We start from the raw sequence: 17,745 nt of genomic DNA, 5'->3' as shown, positions 1-17,745 counted from the left end.
ATGGCGATGCCGTCGGCCCTGCCTGCCTACGCGGAGCTGTTCTGCCGCACGAATTTCTCGTTCCTGTGCGGCGCGTCCTCGGCCGACGAGCTCGTGGCGCGCGCGCACGCGCTCGGCTATCGCGGCATCGCCGTCACCGACGCCTGTTCGCTCGCCGGCGCGCCGCGCATGCACGTGGCCGTGAAGGCGAAGAACGCCGAACTCGAGGCCGCGTGGAAGGCGGCGGGCGCGCCGCCGGCGGACCGGCCCGAGCCGTTCCGGCTCGCCGTCGGCGCGTATTTCGAGCTGACGCCCGAGCGCGTCGCGCCGGGCGGCGATCCCGGCCCGGGCGGGTTCGGGCTGGTGCTGCTGGCATGCAACCGCGAGGGCTACGGCAACCTGTCCGAGCTGATCTCATGGCGGCGCATGGCGGCGCCGAAGGGTAGCTACACGCTCACGCCGCGCATGCTGGCCGCGCCGCCGCCCGAGTTCGCGCATCTGCGCGGCATGCCCGACTGCTTCGCGATCCTGGTGCCGGCCTATCCGGTGCGCGCCGACGTGCTCGACGCGCAGCTCGCGTGGTGCGCGGCGCAGTTCGGCGAGCGCGCGCGGCTCGGCCTCGTGCAACTGGGGCGCTCGCTCGACGGCCTGTATCGCGAGACGATCGAGGCAGCCGGCGTGCAGCGCGCGATGCCGCTCGTCGCGCTCGGCGACGTGACGATGCACCTGCGTTCGCGCAAGCCGCTGCAGGACCTCATGACGGCGATCCGGATCGGCCGGCCGGTCGGCGAATGCGGCTACGCGCTGGCCGCCAACGCCGAGCAGCACCTGCGCGGGCTCGGGCGCATCGCGCGGCTGTTTCCGCAGGAGGCGATTGCCGAGACCTGCCGGATGCTCGACGCCTGCCGCTTCGACATGGGCACGCTGAAATACGAATATCCGCACGAGATCGTGCCGGCGGGGATGACGCCGACCGATTACCTGGCGCAGGAAACCTGGCGCGGGGCGCGAAAGCGCTTTCCGGAAGGGCTGCCGGCCGAGGTCGAGGCGCAGATCCGCCACGAGCTCGCGCTGATCGCCGAGATGGAATACGAACCGTTCTTCCTGACCGTCTACGACATCGTCAAGTTCGCGCGCGAGCAGGACATCCTCTGTCAGGGGCGCGGCTCGGCCGCGAACTCGGTGGTCTGCTATTGCCTCGGCGTGACGGCGGTCGACCCGAAGCGCAGCACGATGCTGTTCGAGCGCTTCATCAGCCGCGAGCGCGGCGAGCCGCCCGACATCGACGTCGATTTCGAGCACGAGCGGCGCGAGGAAGTGATCCAGTACATCTACGCGAAGTACGGCAAGGATCGCACCGCGCTCGCGGCGGCCGTCTCCACCTACCGGCCGCGCGGCGCGCTGCGCGAGACCGGCAAGGCGCTCGGCGTCGATCCGATGCTGGTCGAGCGCGTCGCCAAGGGGCACCGCTGGTTCGACGGCAGCGCCGACCTGCTCGCGCGCTTCGCCTCGGTCGGGCTCGATCCCGAGGTGCCGCTGATCCGCGCCTGGGCCGAGCTGGCGTCGCGGCTGCTCGGCTTCCCGCGCCACCTGTCGCAGCATTCGGGCGGCTTCGTGATCAGTCGCGGCAAGCTTACGCGGCTCGTGCCGATCGAGAACGCGGCGATGGCGGGGCGCCGCGTGATCCAGTGGGACAAGGACGATCTCGAGGCGCTCGGGCTCATGAAGGTCGACGTGCTCGCGCTCGGCATGCTGAGCGCGCTGCATCGCGCGTTCGATTTCGTCGAGGCGTGGCGCGGCACGCGCATGCGTCTGGCTGACCTCGAGGAGGGCGACGAGGCGACCTACGCGATGATCTCGCGCGCCGATACGGTGGGCGTGTTCCAGATCGAGTCGCGCGCGCAGATGTCGATGCTGCCGCGGCTGAAGCCGGCCTGCTACTACGATCTCGTGATCGAGGTGGCGCTCGTGCGGCCGGGGCCGATCCAGGGCGGCGCGGTGCATCCGTACCTGCGGCGGCGCCAGGGGCTCGAGCCCGTCGAGTATCCGAAGGAGGATCTGAAGCCGGCGCTCGAACGCACCAAAGGCGTGCCGATCTTCCAGGAGCAGGTGATGCAGATCGCGATCATCGCGGCCGGCTTCACGCCCGGCGAGGCCGACGAACTGAGGCGCGCGATGGCGGCCTGGAAGCGCAAGGGCGATCTCGGCAAGTATCGCGAGCGGATCGTCGAGGGCATGCTCGCGCGCGATTATCCGGAGCGCTTCGCCGACCAGATCTTCGAGCAGATCAAGGGCTTCGGCGAATACGGCTTTCCGGAGAGCCATGCGGCGAGCTTCGCGATCCTCGTCTATGCGAGCAGCTGGCTCAAGTGCCACGAGCCGGCGATCTTCCTCGCCGCGCTGCTGAACAGCCAGCCGATGGGCTTCTATCCGCCCGCGCAGCTGGTGCAGGACGCGAAGCGGCACGGCGTGACGGTGCGGCCGATCGATGTGACGGCGAGCGGCTGGGACGCCTCGCTCGAGGCGCTGCCCGGCGAGCCGCCGCCCGCGGGCCGGCCGGCCGTGCGGCTCGGCATGGCGCTGGTGGCCGGGCTGGGCCGCGAGGCCGCGCTGCGCATCGAGGCGGCGCGCGCCGCGCGGCCGTTCGAGAGCGTCGACGATCTGGCGCGCCGCGCGCGGCTGGCGCGGCGCGAGCTGGAGGCGCTGGCGGCCGCGAACGCGCTCGCGGCGCTCGCCGGCAACCGGCGCGCCGCGCTCTGGCAGGCCGTGGCCGCGGCGCCGTCGCGCGACCTGCTGGCCGCCGCGCCGATCGACGAACCGGTGAAGCCGGCGCTCGGTGCGCCGTCCGAGGCCGACGACATCCTCGCCGACTATCGCACCGTCGGCCTGACGCTGAACCGGCATCCGGTGGCGCTGCTGCGCGACGCGCTGCGTGCGCGCCGGCTGTGCTCGGCCGAGGAACTGGGCCGCCACCGCAACAAGCGGCTCGCGCGCGCCTGCGGGATCGTCACCGCGCGGCAGATGCCGGGCACCGCGAAGGGCACGCTGTTCGTCACGCTGGAGGACGAGACCGGCTGCGTGAACGTGATCGTGCGGCGCGAGCTGATCGAGCGGCAGCGCCGCGAGATCCTCGAGGCGCGGCTGCTTGCCGTGTACGGCGTATGGCAGAGCGAGAACGAGGTCCGGCATCTGATCGCACAGTACCTGGAGGACCTGACGCCGCTGCTGGGCGGGCTGCGCACGTCGAGCCGCGAGTTTCACTGAGCTTGCCGAGCGGCGGGCGGCCCTGCCGGATCAGCGGGACGGCGGCAGAATCGGTTCGACGGCGCGTCCGATCGCTGCGGTAAGATGGGACCGCTACGGGTGGCGGGCCACGCGTGCCGTCGTGTCGGGGAAAGGGATGAAAATCCATAGTCATTATGACAATCTGAAGGTATCGCGCGATGCGCCTCCGGAGGTGATTCGCGCCGCCTATAAAAGCCTTGCGCAGAAGTACCATCCCGATCGCAATCGCGACCCGCGGGCGGCGCGGATCTTCACGATCATCAATGCCGCCTACGACGTGCTCAGCGATCCATCCCGGCGCGCGGATCACGACGAATGGCTGGCGAAAAAGGAGCACGAGGCGGCGCACGCCGCGCGCCAAGACGCGCCCGAGCCTGCCGCCGCCGCTCGCCCGCAGCCGGCGCGAACCGGCCCGGGCCGGCGCCTGCCGCTGCCCGTCTGGCTGCTGATCGGCGTGATTGCCTGGCTGGGCGTCAGCCTGCTGGTGAAGCAGGTCCGTGTGCCGGGCCAGCTGGACGTCGCCGTGCCGCCGCCGATCGCGACACCCGCCGGGTCGTATACGCCGCCGTCGCCGGGCGCCATTCCGCTGACGAAGGACGGCCCGCGCTACGTCCGCCCCTCGGTCGCACCCAACGGGCTCGCATGGCCGGATCGGGCTGCCTATCTGAGCGGCTATCCGGTGTCGGCGAACGACGGCCATTCGACCATCACGATCGACAACACCGGCAATCCGTTTGACGTCCACGGCAAGCTGATCCGCATCGACGATGAGGCGGGGCCGGCCGTGGTCCGCCAGTTCTTCATTCCGGCCGGCCGGTCGTTCCGGCTGCAGATGCTCGCGCCCGGCCGCTACGATCTGCACTATCGGCAGCTGGACGACGGCAGCACCTTCAGGACGGAGCCCATCGGGCTGCAGGAATACGCCACTGATGGCGACCTCCGCTATCAGAGCGCGAGCATCGCGCTGTTTCCGGCCTCGGACGGCACCATGGGCCCGCAGCCGATCGCGGCCGATACGTTCTGAGGCTTGCCGCCATCGCCGTGACCGCCGTCGGCCGGCGCCCGCGCCGCGCCCCGGCCTGCACCGCCTTTCGCGGGCCTACGCCCGGCGCACCGCCGCCTGGCAGCCGATGCCGCGCGATCGGGCATGGAACATCGCGCAGGCGTTGATCTGCGGGGCTTGCCGACGATCGCCTCGAGCGCGTCGCGCAGCGGCCGCGCTTCGCCCACCGGTCGGCCGTGCGTTCGCGGATCGACTCGCGCCTTCGAGGCGCATCCTCGGCGCCGATCGGCACCATCCAGGTTCGCTTCCACGGCGAGCGGGCCGGCCGCGTGACGCTGCGCCCGCCGCGCAGTCGCGGCAGAACGCGACGCGCCGGTGGCGTGCGGTGGCGCGCTTGCCTGCTGGCGCGCCGCGCGCGGGCGGCACGATACCCCGCGGTGCGGCGGGGGCGGGTTCGGGCACGGATACCAGTTCGCGGAACTGGTTCTATGCAGGTATGGTTTCCGGCCGAAGCAGCGCATGGCGTGCCACGCCGGCCTTTGCCCCGGAATACCGCCTCGGGGTAAATACCGATTCGAAAAAACCGCGATAAACAAGGCGCTTTCGCCACTAAACCTCCGATGCGGCGCGGCATTTCAGCGATCGTCAGGGATCGGTCCGGCTAAATTGACTGGTATTAGTTTGGTTATATAATCAGCTCGCTTCGGCCGGGGGCGAGCCCGTCGCGGCCCGCCGGCCGGCCTTCTCTCGCAACCCGCATGACCCGGATACAAGTGAACGAGATGCTGACCGGAAACCTACTGACCGCCGAAGGCTGGCGCTACGGCACGATCGAGTTCGGCAACGGCCGGATCACCGCGCTGTCGGGCCATGCCGTCGACCCGTCGATGAACGACGCGCCGTACATCGTGCCGGGCTTCATCGACCTGCACGTGCATGGCGGCGGCGGAGCCGACGTGATGGAGGGCGGCGACGCGATCGAGACCATCGGCCGGACCCACGCCCGCTACGGCACCACCAGCCTGCTCGCCACCACCATGACGGCGCCGCGCGACGAACTGATGAAGGTGGTCGCGCAGCTCGGCGAGCGCGCGCGCAACCGCACGCCGGGCTGCGCGCGCGTGCTCGGCGTCCATCTCGAAGGCCCTTACATCAACCCCGGCAAGCTCGGCGCGCAGCCCGACGCGGCGGTATCGGCCGCGCTCGACGAGGTGCTGCGCTATCTCGCGATCGCGCCGATCCGCGTGGTCACGCTCGCGCCCGAGATCGCCGGCCACATCGAGATCATCTCGGAGATGGCCGCGCGCGGCGTGCGCGTGCAGCTCGGCCATTCGCTCGCCACCTATGAGGAGGGCGTCGCCGCGCTCAAGCATGGCGCCTGCGGCTTCACGCACCTGTTCAACGCGATGTCGCCGCTGCACCACCGCAACCCCGGTCTGGTCGGCGCCGCGCTCGCCCATGCCGAGTACGCGGAGATCATCCCCGACCTGCTGCACGTCCATCCCGGTGCGATCCGCGCCGCGCTGCGCGCGATCCCGCGCCTGTACGTGGTGACCGACAGCACCTCGGCCACCGGCATGCCCGACGGCGAATACCGGCTCGGCAGCCAGCACGTCACCAAGTGTCTCGGCGGCGTGCGGCTGGCCGACGGCACGCTGGCCGGCAGCACGCTGACGATGGACCAGGCGTTCCGCAACCTGGTGTCGATCGGGCTGCCGATCGCCGACGTATCGAACCGGATGTCGCGCTTCGCCGCCGACTATCTCGGCCTCGAGGATCGCGGCCGCCTCGCGCGCGGCGCCTGGGCCGACATCGCCGTGTTCGACCGCGACCTGAACCTGAGCGCGACCTACGTCGAAGGAGAATCGATTGTCGAATATGCTTGAAGAGGCGCGCGAAGCGTCCCGCGTGGTCGCCGCGCAACTGGCCGACACCTCGCGCCTGGAGGCGCTCGCCGAGCGCCTGCTCGCCGCACCGCCGCAGGTGGCGCTGACGGTCGCGCGCGGCAGCTCGGACCACGCCGCCAGCTATTTCGCGAGCCTGACGATGAGCCGGCTCGGCGTGCCGGTGGCCTCGCTGCCGATGTCGGTGGCGACCCTGCAGCAGGCGCCGCTGCGCGTGCGCGGCCAGCTCGCGGTCGGCTTCTCGCAGTCGGGCAAGAGTCCCGACCTCGTCAACACCCTCACCGCGCTGCGCGACGCCGGCGCGCTGACGGTGGCGGCCGTCAACGTGCTGGCCTCGCCGCTCGCGGAGGCGAGCGAATACGCGCTGCCGATCGGGGCGGGCCCCGAGCTGTCGGTGGCCGCCACCAAGAGCTACATCGCGATGCTGTCGCTGTCGGCGCAGATCGTGGCGCTCTGGCAGCGCGACGCGGCACTGATGACGGGCCTGCGCGCATTGCCCGAGACGCTCGCGAGCGCGGGCGCGCTCGACTGGAGCGCGGCGATCGACGAGCTGCGCGGGGTCGAGCGCATGATCGTGATCGGCCGCGGGCTCGGTCTCGCGATCGCGCAGGAGGCCGCGCTGAAGCTGAAGGAGACCTCGGGCATCCAGGCCGAGGCGTTCTCGAGCGCCGAGGTGCGGCACGGCCCGATGGAATTGATCGACCGCGACTATCCGCTGCTGGTGTTCGCGCCGCCGGGCCCCGAGCAGGCCGGCCTGCTGCAGTTCGCGGCCGACATGCGCCAGCGCGGCGCGCGGGTGCTGCTGGCCGCGCCCGAGGGCACGCCCGGCGCGCTGCTGCCGCTCGCGCGCGCGGCCCACACGGCGCTCGACCCGATCGCCGCGATCCTGTCGTTCTACGTGATGGCCGCGCATCTGGCGGTCGCGCGCGGGCGCGATCCGGATGCGCCGCGCCACCTGAACAAAGTCACCGAAACACACTGAGTCGCGAGACAGACGATGAGACGTGCCGAGGAGTCCCAGTTGAAGAACGCATCCCCTGAACAGTTCGTCCTGCTCGCGCCGCTGACGGGGCCGGCCGTGCCGCTCGCCGAGGTGCCCGATCCGGTGTTCTCGGGCGGCATGTTCGGCGACGGGATCGGCATCGATCCGCTCGAGGGCCGGCTCGTGGCGCCATGCGCCGGCATCGTCACGCATCTCGCGCGTACCGGCCACGCGGTCACCATCACCACCGCCGAGGGCGCCGAGGTGCTGCTGCACATCGGCATCGACACGGTCGAGCTGAGCGGCCGCGGCTTCATGCCCAAGGTCGAGGCGGGCGCGCGCGTGGCGCCCGGCGACGTGCTGGTCGAATTCGACATCGACCTGGTCGCGCAGGCCGCGCCGAGCCTCGTGTCGGTGGTGGCGATCGCCAATTCGGACGCGTTCGAGATCGTCGAGCGCGCCGGCAGCGGGCTGGTGCGCGCGGCCGTCTCGCCGCTGCTCACGCTGCGTGCGACCTCGCCCGAGGTGGCCGGCGCCGCACGCGACGTCGCCGACGCGATGGAAGCGCGCCGCCGGATCACGCTCGCGAACGCGGGCGGCCTGCATGCAAGGCCGGCCGCGCGGGCGCGCGAAGCGGCGCGCGGGCTCGATGCGCGCGTCCATGTGCAGTTCGGCGAACGGCGCGCGGCGATCGAGAGCGTGGTCGGGCTGCTCGCGCTCGGCGCCGGCGAAGGCGCCGAGATCGAGCTGGTCGGCGTGGGGCCGCAGGCGGCCCAGGCCGTCGATGCGATCGCCGAGGAGCTGCAGCGCGCCGCGCACGACGAGGCGCAGACGCGCGCCGCGCACGCGCTCCAGGCGCCGCCCACGGTGTCCAAGGGGCCGCGCCCGAGCGGCGCCGCGCTCGATCCGAACACGCTGGCCGGCGTCTGCGCCGCGCCCGGCATCGCGGTCGGCAAGCTGGTGCGCTGGGACGAGGCCGAGCTGAGGCCGCCCGAACTCGCGAGCGGAACGCCGGCGGCCGAAAGCCGACGGCTCGACAGCGCGCTTGCGGCCGTCGACGCGGAACTCGAGCACACCGTGCGCGGCGCCTCGCAGCGCGGCGCGGTGGGCGAGGCCGGGATCTTCGCCGTGCATCGCGTGCTGCTCGAGGACCCGGCCCTGCTCGACGCGGCGCGCGACCTGATCAGCCTCGGCAAGAGCGCCGGGCACGCGTGGCGCGAGACGATCCGCGCGCAGATCGCGGTGCTCGGCCAACTCGACGATCCGCTGCTGGCCGAGCGCGCGGCCGACCTGCGCGACATCGAAAAGCGCGTGCTGCGCGCGCTCGGCCTCACGGCCGGCGGCGCGCGCGAGCTGCCCGAGGAGGCGGTGCTCGCCGCGGAGGAGTTCACGCCGTCCGATCTGGCGTCGCTTGACCGCCAGCGCGTGAGCGCGCTCGTGATGGCGCGCGGCGGCGCCACCTCGCACGCGGCGATCATCGCGCGCCAGCTCGGCATTCCCGCGCTGGTCGCGGTCGGCGACGCACTGTTCGCGATTCCCGAGCAGACCCAGGTGGTGATCGACGCCACGGCCGGCCGGCTCGAACACGCGCCGACCGCGCTCGACGTCGAACGCGCGCGGCGCGAGCGCCAGCGCCTGGCCGGCGTACGCGAGGCGAACCGGCGCCAGTCGGGCGAGGCGGCCGTGACGGCCGACGCGCGCCGCATCGAGGTGGCCGCCAACATCGCGACGCTCGACGACGCCAAGACCGCCATCGAGCACGGCGCCGACGCGGTCGGCCTGCTGCGCACCGAGCTGCTGTTCATCCACCGCCAGGCGGCGCCGACCACCGACGAGCATCGCGACAGCTATCAGGCGATCGTGGACGCGCTGCAGGGGCGCACCGCGATCATCCGCACGCTCGACGTCGGCGCGGACAAGGAGGTCGATTACCTGGCGCTGCCGCCCGAGCCGAACCCGGCGCTCGGCCTGCGCGGCATCCGCCTCGCGCAGTTGCGCCCGGACCTGCTCGACGACCAGCTGCGCGGCCTGCTGGCCGTGCAGCCGTTCGGCGCGGTGCGGATTCTGCTGCCGATGGTCACCGATGTCGGCGAGCTGGTGCGGATTCGCGAGCGCATCGACGGCTTCGCGCGCGAGGCGGGCCGCGGCGAGCCGATCGAGGTGGGCGTGATGATCGAGGTGCCGTCGGCCGCGCTGCTCGCCGACCAGCTCGCGCAGCACGCCGACTTCCTCTCGATCGGCACCAACGACCTGACCCAGTACACGCTCGCGATGGACCGCTGCCAGGCCGATCTCGCGGCGCTCGCCGACGGCCTGCACCCTGCCGTGCTGCGCCTGATCGACGCCGCCGTGCGCGGCGCGCAGAAGCACGGCAAGTGGGTCGGCGTGTGCGGCGCGCTCGGCGGCGATCCGCTCGCCGTGCCGATCCTGGTCGGCCTCGGCGTCACCGAGCTGTCGGTCGATCCGGTGTCGGTGCCGGGCATCAAGGCGCGCGTGCGCGGCCTCGACTACGCGCTGTGCCGGCAGCGTGCGCAGGACCTGTTGTCGCTCGAATCCGCGCAGGCGGTGCGGGCGGCCAGTCGTGAAATCTGGCCGCAGCAGTGAGCGGTCGCGCAGCCGGGTTCGCGTCGTGGGTTTCCCCACGCAGCATCAACACATCAACAACGAAAGACGAGACGATTGGGAGATCTGAATGGACGGGAATCCGTTTCTGAAAATACAGAGCCTGGGACGGGCGCTGATGTTGCCGATCGCGGTATTGCCCGTGGCGGGCATCCTGCTGCGGCTGGGCCAGTCCGATGTGCTCAACATCAAGATGATCGCCGACGCGGGCGGCGCGGTGTTCGACAACCTGCCGCTCCTGTTCGCGATCGGCGTGGCCGTCGGTTTCGCGAAGGACAACAACGGCGTCGCGGCGCTCGCGGGTGCGATCGGCTACCTGATCGAAACCGCGATCATGAAGGACATCGACCCGAAGCTGAACATGGGCGTGCTGTCCGGGATCATCGCGGGCATCGTGGCGGGACTGCTCTATAACCGCTACAAGGACATCAAGCTGCCGGACTATCTGGCGTTCTTCGGCGGCAAGCGCTTCGTGCCGATCGTGACCGGCCTCGTCTGCGTGGTGCTCGGGATCGTGTTCGGCTACATCTGGGGGCCGATCCAGAACGTGATCGACGCGGCCGGCCACTGGCTGACCACGGCCGGTGCGATCGGCGCGTTCGTATACGGATTCCTGAACCGGCTGCTGCTCGTCACCGGGCTGCACCACATCATCAACTCGCTCGCCTGGTTCGTGTTCGGCACGTTCACGCCGCCGGGCGGCGGCGCGCCGGTAACGGGCGACCTGCACCGCTTCTTCGCGGGCGATCCGACCGCGGGCGGCTTCATGGCGGGCTTTTTCCCGATCATGATGTTCGGTCTGCCGGCCGCATGCCTGGCGATGTTCCACGAGGCGCCGAAGGCGCGCCGCGCGGTGGTGGGCGGCCTGCTGTTCTCGATGGCGCTGACCTCGTTCCTGACCGGCGTGACCGAGCCGATCGAATTCAGCTTCATGTTCCTCGCGCCGGTGCTGTACGTGATCCATGCGGTGCTGACGGGGCTTTCGCTCGCGATCTGTCAGCTGCTTGGCGTGAAGCTCGGCTTCACGTTTTCGGCCGGCGCGATCGACTACGTGCTGAACTACGGGCTCTCGACGAAGGGCTGGATCGCAATCCCGCTCGGCCTTGCCTACGCGGTCGCCTACTACGCGCTGTTCCGCTTCTTCATCCGCAAGTTCAACATGGCCACGCCGGGCCGCGAGCCCGCCGGCGACGCGCCGCTGGCCGCGGACAGCCTCGGCGGCCCGGCCGGCGCGGCCGGCGGTTTCGCCGCGGCGCAGGTCGCGGGCGATGCGGCGGCGCCGCGCGCGCTGCGCTATATCGCGGCGCTCGGCGGTGCAGCGAACCTGACGACGGTCGATGCCTGCACGACGCGACTGCGTCTGTCGGTAGTCGATCCGGAGCAGGTGTCCGAGGCGAACCTGAGGGCGATCGGCGCGCGCGGCGTGCTCAAGCGCGGCGGCAGCAGCGTGCAGGTGATCATCGGGCCTGAGGCGGACCTGATCGCCGACGAAATCCGCAGCGCGATCGGCAGCGGCGAGGCCCCGGCGGCGGCCCCGGCTGCCACGCCGGCAGCCGCAGCGGCAGCACCGGGCGGCGAGGCCGGTCCGCTCGATCCTGATCCGATGCGCTGGCTCGCCGTGTTCGGCGGCGCGGCCAACGTGGCGTCGCTCGACGCGGTCGCCGCCACGCGGCTGCGCGTGGTGGTGCGCGATCCGTCGGCCGTCGATCGCGACCGGCTCGCGAGCGTGGATGTCGCCTGGGTGTCGACCGACACGTTCCACATCATCTGCGGCAGCTCGGCCGCGCGTTACGCGCAGCAAATGTCGGCGCGCCTGCCGCCGGCCGGCGGGGCGGCCGAGCAGCCCGCGTGAGCGCGGCGCGGCGAACGCCGCGCACCCTGGCAAAACGGCGCCCGAGGGCGCCGTTTTTTTTGTGATGAAGACGACGGCGCGGGCAGGGCGCGCCGCCGCCGCGGCGACGATCAGCGATCGCGGCCGGCGGGCGTGTGCCCTACGCGTCGTGCGCGTCGTGTGCTTCGTGCGATTCGAGCCACATCGCGTTGATCACGCCGAACGACAGCGCGACGCCAATGCCGAGAATCCAGGTGAAGTACCACATGTGTCGGGCTCCGAAAGAGTGGGTTCGGGGTAGCGGCCGGGCGGCGGGCGCCCGGCGCGCCGGTCAGTACAGCGTATGGCGGTTGTCGCTGAGCACCTGCGGGGTGACCTTGCCGCGCATCACGCGGTAGACCCAGCCCGTATAGAGCAGGACCAGCGGCAGGAACACGATCACGGCACCGAGCATGACCTCGAGCGTCAGACGGCTGGAGGTCGAGTCCCAGACGGTCAGGCTGCTGCGCGGGTCGAGCGAGGACGGCATGATGAACGGGAACATCGAGAAGCCGGCCGTCAGGATCACGCCGACGATCATCAGCCCGGTGGCCACGAAGGCCGTCTTCTCGAACCGCGACCCGGCCAGCAGCGCGGCCAGCAGGCCGCCCGCGAAGGCGATCACGGGCGCGACGATCATCCACGGATAGGTGCCGTAGTTCGAGAGCCACAGTCCGTGGCCAGCCGCCACCTGCTTCATTAGCGGATTCGCGACGCTGTCGAGCGGGGCGGCCTGCGTGATGTGATAGCCGCCGATCGACGAGGCGATCAGCGCCCCGGCGACCGCGAACAGCACCACCGCGGCCAGCGCGCTCAGACGCAGGGCGCGGCCCGCGCGCTGCGCGATCACGCCGTCGGTCTTCATGCGGATGAACGCGGCGCCGTGCGCGAGCAGCATGGTCAGCGAGACGAGCCCGCAGAGCAGCGCGAACGGATTGAGCAGGGCCCAGAAGCCGCCCGTGTAGGTCACGCGCAGGTCGTTGTCGAACGCGAACGGCACGCCTTCGAGCAGGTTGCCGAAGGCCACGCCGAACACCAGCGCCGGCACGAAGCCGCCGACGAAGAGCCCCCAGTCCCAGCCGCGGCGCCAGCGCGGGTCGGTGCGCTTGCTGCGGAAGTCGAAGCCGACCGGCCGGAAGAACAGCGCGAACAGCACCAGCAGCATCGCGAAGTAGAAGCCCGAGAACGAGGCCGCGTACACCAGCGGCCAGGCCGCGAACATCGCGCCGCCGGCCGTGATCAGCCAGACCTGGTTGCCTTCCCAGGTCGCGCCGACCGTGTTGACGATGATGCGCCGCTCGTCGTCGGTTTTGCCGAGGAACGGCAGCAGCGCGGTGGCGCCCATGTCGAAGCCGTCGGTGAGCGCGAAGCCGATCAGCAGCGTGCCGACCAGCACCCACCAGATCACCTTCAGAGTAGCGTAGTCCATAACGATTCCTTGTCAGGGTTCGGTGAAGCGGCACGCGTCAGGCGGCCGAGCCGGCGGCCTGCTGCTCGTGGTGATAACGCCCGGTGTGCAGCGCCGACGGCCCGAGCCGCGCGTACTTGAACATCAGCATGATCTCGATCACGAACAGTGCGGTATAGAACGCGACGAAGCCGGCGATGCTCAGGTACAGGTCGCTCGACACGAGGCTCGACGCGGACAGGTGCGTCGGCAGGATGCCGGCGATCGTCCACGGCTGGCGGCCGACTTCCGCGACCACCCAGCCGAACTCGGCCGCCAGCCACGGCAGCGGGATCGCCCAGACGGCCCAGCGCAGGAACCAGCGGCGCTTCGGCTGCAGCAGGTCGCGCTTCAACGAGAACCAGAACGCGAGCACGAAGGTGGCGAGCAGCAGGAAGCCGAACAGCACCATCAAGCGGAACGAGAAGAACACGGGTGCCACGGGCGGGATCGTCTTCTTCGCGGCTTCGGCGATCTGCTGCGGCGTGGCATCGGTCACGTTGGCGGTGAATTGCTTGAGCATCAGCCCGTAGCCGAGGTAGGCCTTGTGCGCGTCGAACTGCGCGCGGGTGGCCTCGCTGGTGTCGCCGGACTTGAGCTTCTGCAGCGCCTGGTAGGCGACCATGCCGCTGCGGATGTGGTCCTCGCTGCGCTTGATCAGGTCGTTGAGGCCTACCACCGGCTCGTCGATCGAGCGCGTCGCGATCAAGCCGAGCGCATACGGGATCCGGATCGCATAGTCGGTGTGCTGCGTCGCCTGGTTCGGGATGCCGAACACGGTGAAGGCGGCCGGTGCCGGCTGGGTATCCCATTCCGATTCGATCGCGGCGAGCTTCACCTGCTGCACTTCGCCCGTCGTGTAGCCGGACTCGTCGCCGAGCACGATCACGCAGAGCGCCGAGGCGAGCCCGAAGCCGGCCGCGACCGCGAACGAGCGCAGCGCGAACGCGGTGTCGCGGCGGCGCAGCAGGTACCACGACGACACGCCGAGCACGAACATCGAGGCGGTCACGTAGCCGGCCGAGACGGTATGCACGAACTTGACCTGCGCGACCGGGTTGAACAGCACGTCGGACAGGCTCGCCAGCTCCATGCGCATGGTCTGGTAGTTGAATTGCGCGCCGACCGGGTTGTTCATCCAGCCGTTCGCCACCAGGATCCAGAGCGCCGACAGGTTCGAGCCGAGCGCGACGAGGAAGGTGACGATCAGATGCTTGACCTTCGAGAGCCGGTTCCAGCCGAAGAAGAACAGCCCGACGAAGGTCGATTCGAGGAAGAACGCCATCAGCCCTTCGACGGCGAGCGGCACGCCGAAGATGTCACCGACGTAGTGCGAGTAGTAGGACCAGTTGGTGCCGAACTGGAATTCGAGCGTGATGCCGGTGGTCACGCCCATCGCGAAATTGATGCCGAACAGCTTGCCCCAGAACTGGGTCATGTCCTTGTAGACCTGCTTGCCCGTCATCACATAAACGGCCTCCATGATGACGAGCAGCCAGGACAGGCCGAGCGTGAGCGGAACGAACAGGAAATGGTAAAGCGCGGTGACGCCGAACTGCAGGCGTGATAGATCGACGACTTCACTGCTGATCATGGTGGTCCCCGGTGGAAGAGCGGACGGCGGTCGTCCCGAGCAGTTGCGCGGCGACCGCGGCGGCTGGCAGCGACATGTGCTCCGCTTGTGGATGATTGAAAAACGCGTATTTGAGCGCCATCAACAGGACCAGCTTGATGGCCAGCACCACCGACAGATCGCGAATCAGCGTCGGGCCTTGGGTCCAGGAGATGAAGCGCGCGCGCAATGACGGCGGCCCGTCGCGAGGCGCGGATTTGGGGGTGAGGATCAGCGGCATGATCGTGTGGGTAACGCTCGAAAGTGAGGAAGACGAACCGGCGAAAAATCGCCGTTTTACGTCAAGTGCAGCACTGCAATTTTAAAATTGTGCGCTGCGATAATTGACCACGCTGATGCGGCAGACAGTCGCGAAACGGCCCCTAACGTTTGATGTGACTCAAATGGCGATTGAGTGACGCGCTGAGTGCCTGAACGGCGGTCGATTGCGGAACAGGCGCCGGTATTATTTATAGTTCGTGGTCCGGACCTTGTCAGCGTTGTCTGTCATCGTGCGACGATCGGCGTCATGCGCGCCGAGAACGATCGGTCGACCGGCGAGCAGAACTGGGCAGGAAAAGAGGCGGAAGCGCGGCAGAAGCGCGCGCCATCAAACAGAAAGGCCTGCGGTGGAGCCACCGCAGGCCTTGGAACTTCGAACCGAACGCCGTCGCCGCTACGGGCGGCCGCGCGCGTCAGGCATAGGCGGCGAGCGCCGCGCGCATCTTCTTCATCGCGCTCGCCTCGATCTGGCGAATGCGCTCGGCCGATACACCGAATTCGGCCGCTAGATCGTGCAGCGTCGAGCCCCCCGAGCCGTCGTCGCCGACGTTCAGCCAGCGCGCCTCGATGATGCGGCGGCTGCGCGTGTCGAGCGAGTCGAGCGCCTCCGAGATGCCTTCCGTCTGCAGGCGGTCGCGCTGGCGCGAGGCGAGCACGGCGGTCGGCTCGTTGTGCGAATCGGCCAGATAGGCGATGGGCGCGAACGATTCCTCGCCATCCTCCACTTGCCCTTCGAGGGCGATGTCGCCACCCGACAGGCGCGTTTCCATTTCAGCCACGTCTTCGCGCTTGACGTTCAACTCCTGCGCGAGGCCGTCGATTTCCTCGGGCGTCATTGCCTGCATGCCCTTCTTGTGGCTGCGCAGGTTGAAGAACAGCTTGCGCTGCGCCTTCGTGGTGGCGACCTTCACCATGCGCCAGTTGCGCAGGATGTATTCGTGGATCTCGGCCTTGATCCAGTGGATCGCATACGAGACGAGGCGCACGTTCTGGTCGGTATCGAAGCGCTTGACGGCCTTCATCAGGCCGATGTTGCCTTCCTGGATCAGGTCGCCGTGCGGCAGGCCGTAGCCGAGATAATTGCGTGCGATCGACACCACCAGACGCAGGTGCGAGAGCACCAGCCGGCGGGCCGATTCGAGATTCTGCTGATCGCGGAATTCCGTCGCATACTGACGCTCTTCCTCGGGCGTCAGCATCGGGATCCGGTTCACGGCCTGAATGTAGGCGTCGATGTTGCCGAGCTGGCCGGGCAACATCGAATTCGAGGCGAGCGCCAGCGCGCCTGCCGTAGAGGCCTTCGCCGGCACCGGGCCGAGAGTGTTCGGAAGGGTCAGAGCATTGCTCACATAAACTCCTTTGGAATCAGGGACGAGCCCCGTAACAAGACGATTCCACGAGACTATCTTAGCACTCTCGTCAGGAGAGTGCTAAACACTTAGAGGGGACAGGGCCATTGGAGTTCCCTATATCCTATTGACGAGTGCGTTTCGATAGATTCGAACATGGCCCTACGTGTCGTGAATATGCAAATCGACGTGCTTTCCTGAGATTTTCAGGAAACGATTTCGACTATTGTGGCTTGAGAAGCAAACTGTTTCTCCCAACGATGCCAATTAGAAAAATCCTTTACCATAAGATGCTTTCGTTTTTTGAGCCGGCCGCGACGATCGCGGCGGCGCTCCATTCAACCCCGGAATCTGGAGTGAAGGATGCACAACAAGAAAAATCTCAGGGCGGGACGGTGGCTGGCCGGCGCGGCGCTGGCAGTGACGCTGTCGAGCGGATGCAATGCCGCGTTCGCCGATCGATGGGGGGTGCAGGTGGCAGGCGGCATCGCCGACCACGACATGAAGAAGGCGGAGCTCGGCATCGTCTGGGATCCGGGTTGGTCGTGGTGGCAGGTCGGCGATTGGCATTTCACGTTTGTCGCCGAAGGTCACGCGGCGTATTGGCATTATGGTGGAGACCACGCGGTCAATGCGAACATCGGTGAGTTCGGGGTCACGCCGGTGTTACGTTTCATCAAGCGTAGCGGCGACGTGCGCCCGTTTCTCGAGGCCGGGGTCGGCGTGCGCCTGCTCACGCATCCGCACATCGCCGCCAACTACACGATGTCGACGGCCTTCCAGTTCGCCGACATGGTCGGGGTGGGCGCGCAGTTCGGCCACCGCCAGCAGTATCTGGCCGGCTTCCGTTTCCAGCACGAGTCGAACGCGGGTATCAAAGATCCGAATCCTGGTATAAATTTCAGCCAAATCTATCTGCAGTACAACTTCTAAGCGGCACGCGCGGCGGGCGCGGGGCCTGGGAGTACGGTGATGGTGGCGAAGATGATCGATGCGATTCGCGAGCTCGAGCGTGACCGGTTCCGCGCGATGGTCGAAGGTGACGGCGAGGCGCTCGACGCGCTGCTGTCCGACAGCGCCTATTACGTGCATACGAATGGCAAGCGCGAATCGAAGCAGCAGCTCATCGACGCGATCGTTGCCGGTCGCCGCCGCTATCGCCAGATCGAGGTGCAGACCCAGGACGTGATGCCGATCGGCGGCGAGGCGTTCGTCGTGACGGGGCGCGTGATCGTCGAGCTGGAGGCCAACAACGGCGGCATCGTGTTTCCGGTGGCCTACACTGCGCTGCAGGCTCAGGAACAGGGCCGCTGGCGCCTGCTCGTCTGGCACGCGACGCGTTGCGCCACCGAAACCTAGGCGTCGCGGTCGCGCGGCGCGAGGCCGTTAGCGGGTGCCTCGCAGGTTTGT

At 69.1% G+C, this 17,745-nt stretch carries 13 protein-coding genes; 8 read left to right on the top strand and 5 right to left on the bottom strand.

What is annotated here, in order from left to right:
• The 6 genes from KS03_RS15570 (at position 1) to nagE (ending at position 11,627) form a co-directional block, all read left to right on the top strand.
• The gene (locus KS03_RS15570; protein ID WP_015877071.1) at positions 1-3,243 is read left to right on the top strand and encodes an error-prone DNA polymerase; all 3,243 of its coding nucleotides are present in this window, start codon (positions 1-3) and stop codon (positions 3,241-3,243) included.
• Between the two features lie 136 nt (positions 3,244-3,379).
• A complete protein-coding gene (locus KS03_RS15565; RefSeq protein ID WP_015877070.1) occupies positions 3,380-4,288 on the top strand; it encodes a J domain-containing protein in 909 nt (302 codons plus the stop codon).
• Between the two features lie 761 nt (positions 4,289-5,049).
• Positions 5,050-6,153, top strand: a complete 1,104-nt coding sequence (gene nagA, locus KS03_RS15560) for an N-acetylglucosamine-6-phosphate deacetylase (RefSeq protein WP_015877069.1) — start codon at positions 5,050-5,052, stop codon at positions 6,151-6,153.
• Positions 6,146-7,153, top strand: a complete 1,008-nt coding sequence (locus tag KS03_RS15555; RefSeq protein ID WP_015877068.1) for an SIS domain-containing protein — start codon at positions 6,146-6,148, stop codon at positions 7,151-7,153. Before nagA ends, KS03_RS15555 begins: the two co-directional genes overlap by 8 nt.
• A 15-nt stretch (positions 7,154-7,168) precedes the next feature.
• Entirely contained in the window at positions 7,169-9,757 is a 2,589-nt protein-coding gene (gene ptsP, locus KS03_RS15550; RefSeq protein WP_015877067.1) for a phosphoenolpyruvate--protein phosphotransferase, read from the top strand.
• A gap of 88 nt (positions 9,758-9,845) precedes the next feature.
• The gene (gene nagE / locus KS03_RS15545; protein WP_015877066.1) at positions 9,846-11,627 is read left to right on the top strand and encodes an N-acetylglucosamine-specific PTS transporter subunit IIBC; all 1,782 of its coding nucleotides are present in this window, start codon (positions 9,846-9,848) and stop codon (positions 11,625-11,627) included.
• 139 nt (positions 11,628-11,766) lie between these two features.
• Here the strand turns inward: nagE and cydX are convergent, their stop codons facing one another.
• The 5 genes from cydX to rpoH form a co-directional block, all read right to left on the bottom strand.
• Positions 11,767-11,874, bottom strand: coding sequence for a cytochrome bd-I oxidase subunit CydX (cydX, locus tag KS03_RS15540; RefSeq protein ID WP_017432772.1), 108 nt, complete (start codon positions 11,872-11,874; stop codon positions 11,767-11,769).
• Between the two features lie 63 nt (positions 11,875-11,937).
• A complete protein-coding gene (cydB, locus tag KS03_RS15535; RefSeq protein ID WP_015877065.1) occupies positions 11,938-13,074 on the bottom strand; it encodes a cytochrome d ubiquinol oxidase subunit II in 1,137 nt (378 codons plus the stop codon).
• 37 nt (positions 13,075-13,111) lie between these two features.
• Entirely contained in the window at positions 13,112-14,686 is a 1,575-nt protein-coding gene (locus KS03_RS15530; protein ID WP_015877064.1) for a cytochrome ubiquinol oxidase subunit I, read from the bottom strand.
• A complete protein-coding gene (gene cydP / locus KS03_RS15525) occupies positions 14,673-14,945 on the bottom strand; it encodes a cytochrome oxidase putative small subunit CydP (protein WP_015877063.1) in 273 nt (90 codons plus the stop codon). Before cydP ends, KS03_RS15530 begins: the two co-directional genes overlap by 14 nt.
• A gap of 454 nt (positions 14,946-15,399) precedes the next feature.
• Positions 15,400-16,335 carry an RNA polymerase sigma factor RpoH gene (gene rpoH / locus KS03_RS15520; RefSeq protein WP_017432773.1) on the bottom strand — a complete coding sequence of 312 codons (936 nt, stop codon included), beginning with the start codon at positions 16,333-16,335 and terminating at the stop codon, positions 15,400-15,402.
• 363 nt (positions 16,336-16,698) lie between these two features.
• Here rpoH and KS03_RS15515 point away from each other — a divergent pair, with 363 nt between their 5' ends.
• On the top strand, positions 16,699-17,268 hold the full coding sequence (locus tag KS03_RS15515) for an acyloxyacyl hydrolase (RefSeq protein ID WP_015877061.1): 570 nt from the start codon (positions 16,699-16,701) through the stop codon (positions 17,266-17,268).
• A 39-nt stretch (positions 17,269-17,307) separates the two neighbouring features.
• On the top strand, positions 17,308-17,694 hold the full coding sequence (locus tag KS03_RS15510) for a nuclear transport factor 2 family protein (RefSeq protein ID WP_015877060.1): 387 nt from the start codon (positions 17,308-17,310) through the stop codon (positions 17,692-17,694).
• Positions 17,695-17,745 lie beyond the last annotated feature (51 nt).

The sequence above is a fragment of the Burkholderia glumae LMG 2196 = ATCC 33617 genome (genome assembly GCF_000960995.1).
GTDB lineage: Bacteria > Pseudomonadota > Gammaproteobacteria > Burkholderiales > Burkholderiaceae > Burkholderia > Burkholderia glumae.
This window is presented reverse-complemented; position numbering and strand designations above follow the sequence as displayed.

What these genes read in the sequence shown, in the direction of transcription:
- KS03_RS15565 (WP_015877070.1), top strand. Translation starts at nt 3,380, where the DNA reads ATGAAAATCCATAGTCATTATGACAATCTGAAGGTATCGCGCGATGCG.
- cydX (WP_017432772.1), bottom strand. Translation starts at nt 11,874, where the DNA reads ATGTGGTACTTCACCTGGATTCTCGGCATTGGCGTCGCGCTGTCGTTC.
- KS03_RS15555 (WP_015877068.1), top strand. Translation starts at nt 6,146, where the DNA reads ATGCTTGAAGAGGCGCGCGAAGCGTCCCGCGTGGTCGCCGCGCAACTG.
- cydP (WP_015877063.1), bottom strand. Translation starts at nt 14,945, where the DNA reads ATGCCGCTGATCCTCACCCCCAAATCCGCGCCTCGCGACGGGCCGCCG.
- ptsP (WP_015877067.1), top strand. Translation starts at nt 7,169, where the DNA reads ATGAGACGTGCCGAGGAGTCCCAGTTGAAGAACGCATCCCCTGAACAG.
- KS03_RS15570 (WP_015877071.1), top strand. Translation starts at nt 1, where the DNA reads ATGGCGATGCCGTCGGCCCTGCCTGCCTACGCGGAGCTGTTCTGCCGC.
- KS03_RS15515 (WP_015877061.1), top strand. Translation starts at nt 16,699, where the DNA reads ATGCACAACAAGAAAAATCTCAGGGCGGGACGGTGGCTGGCCGGCGCG.
- KS03_RS15510 (WP_015877060.1), top strand. Translation starts at nt 17,308, where the DNA reads ATGGTGGCGAAGATGATCGATGCGATTCGCGAGCTCGAGCGTGACCGG.
- KS03_RS15530 (WP_015877064.1), bottom strand. Translation starts at nt 14,686, where the DNA reads ATGATCAGCAGTGAAGTCGTCGATCTATCACGCCTGCAGTTCGGCGTC.
- nagA (WP_015877069.1), top strand. Translation starts at nt 5,050, where the DNA reads ATGCTGACCGGAAACCTACTGACCGCCGAAGGCTGGCGCTACGGCACG.
- nagE (WP_015877066.1), top strand. Translation starts at nt 9,846, where the DNA reads ATGGACGGGAATCCGTTTCTGAAAATACAGAGCCTGGGACGGGCGCTG.
- cydB (WP_015877065.1), bottom strand. Translation starts at nt 13,074, where the DNA reads ATGGACTACGCTACTCTGAAGGTGATCTGGTGGGTGCTGGTCGGCACG.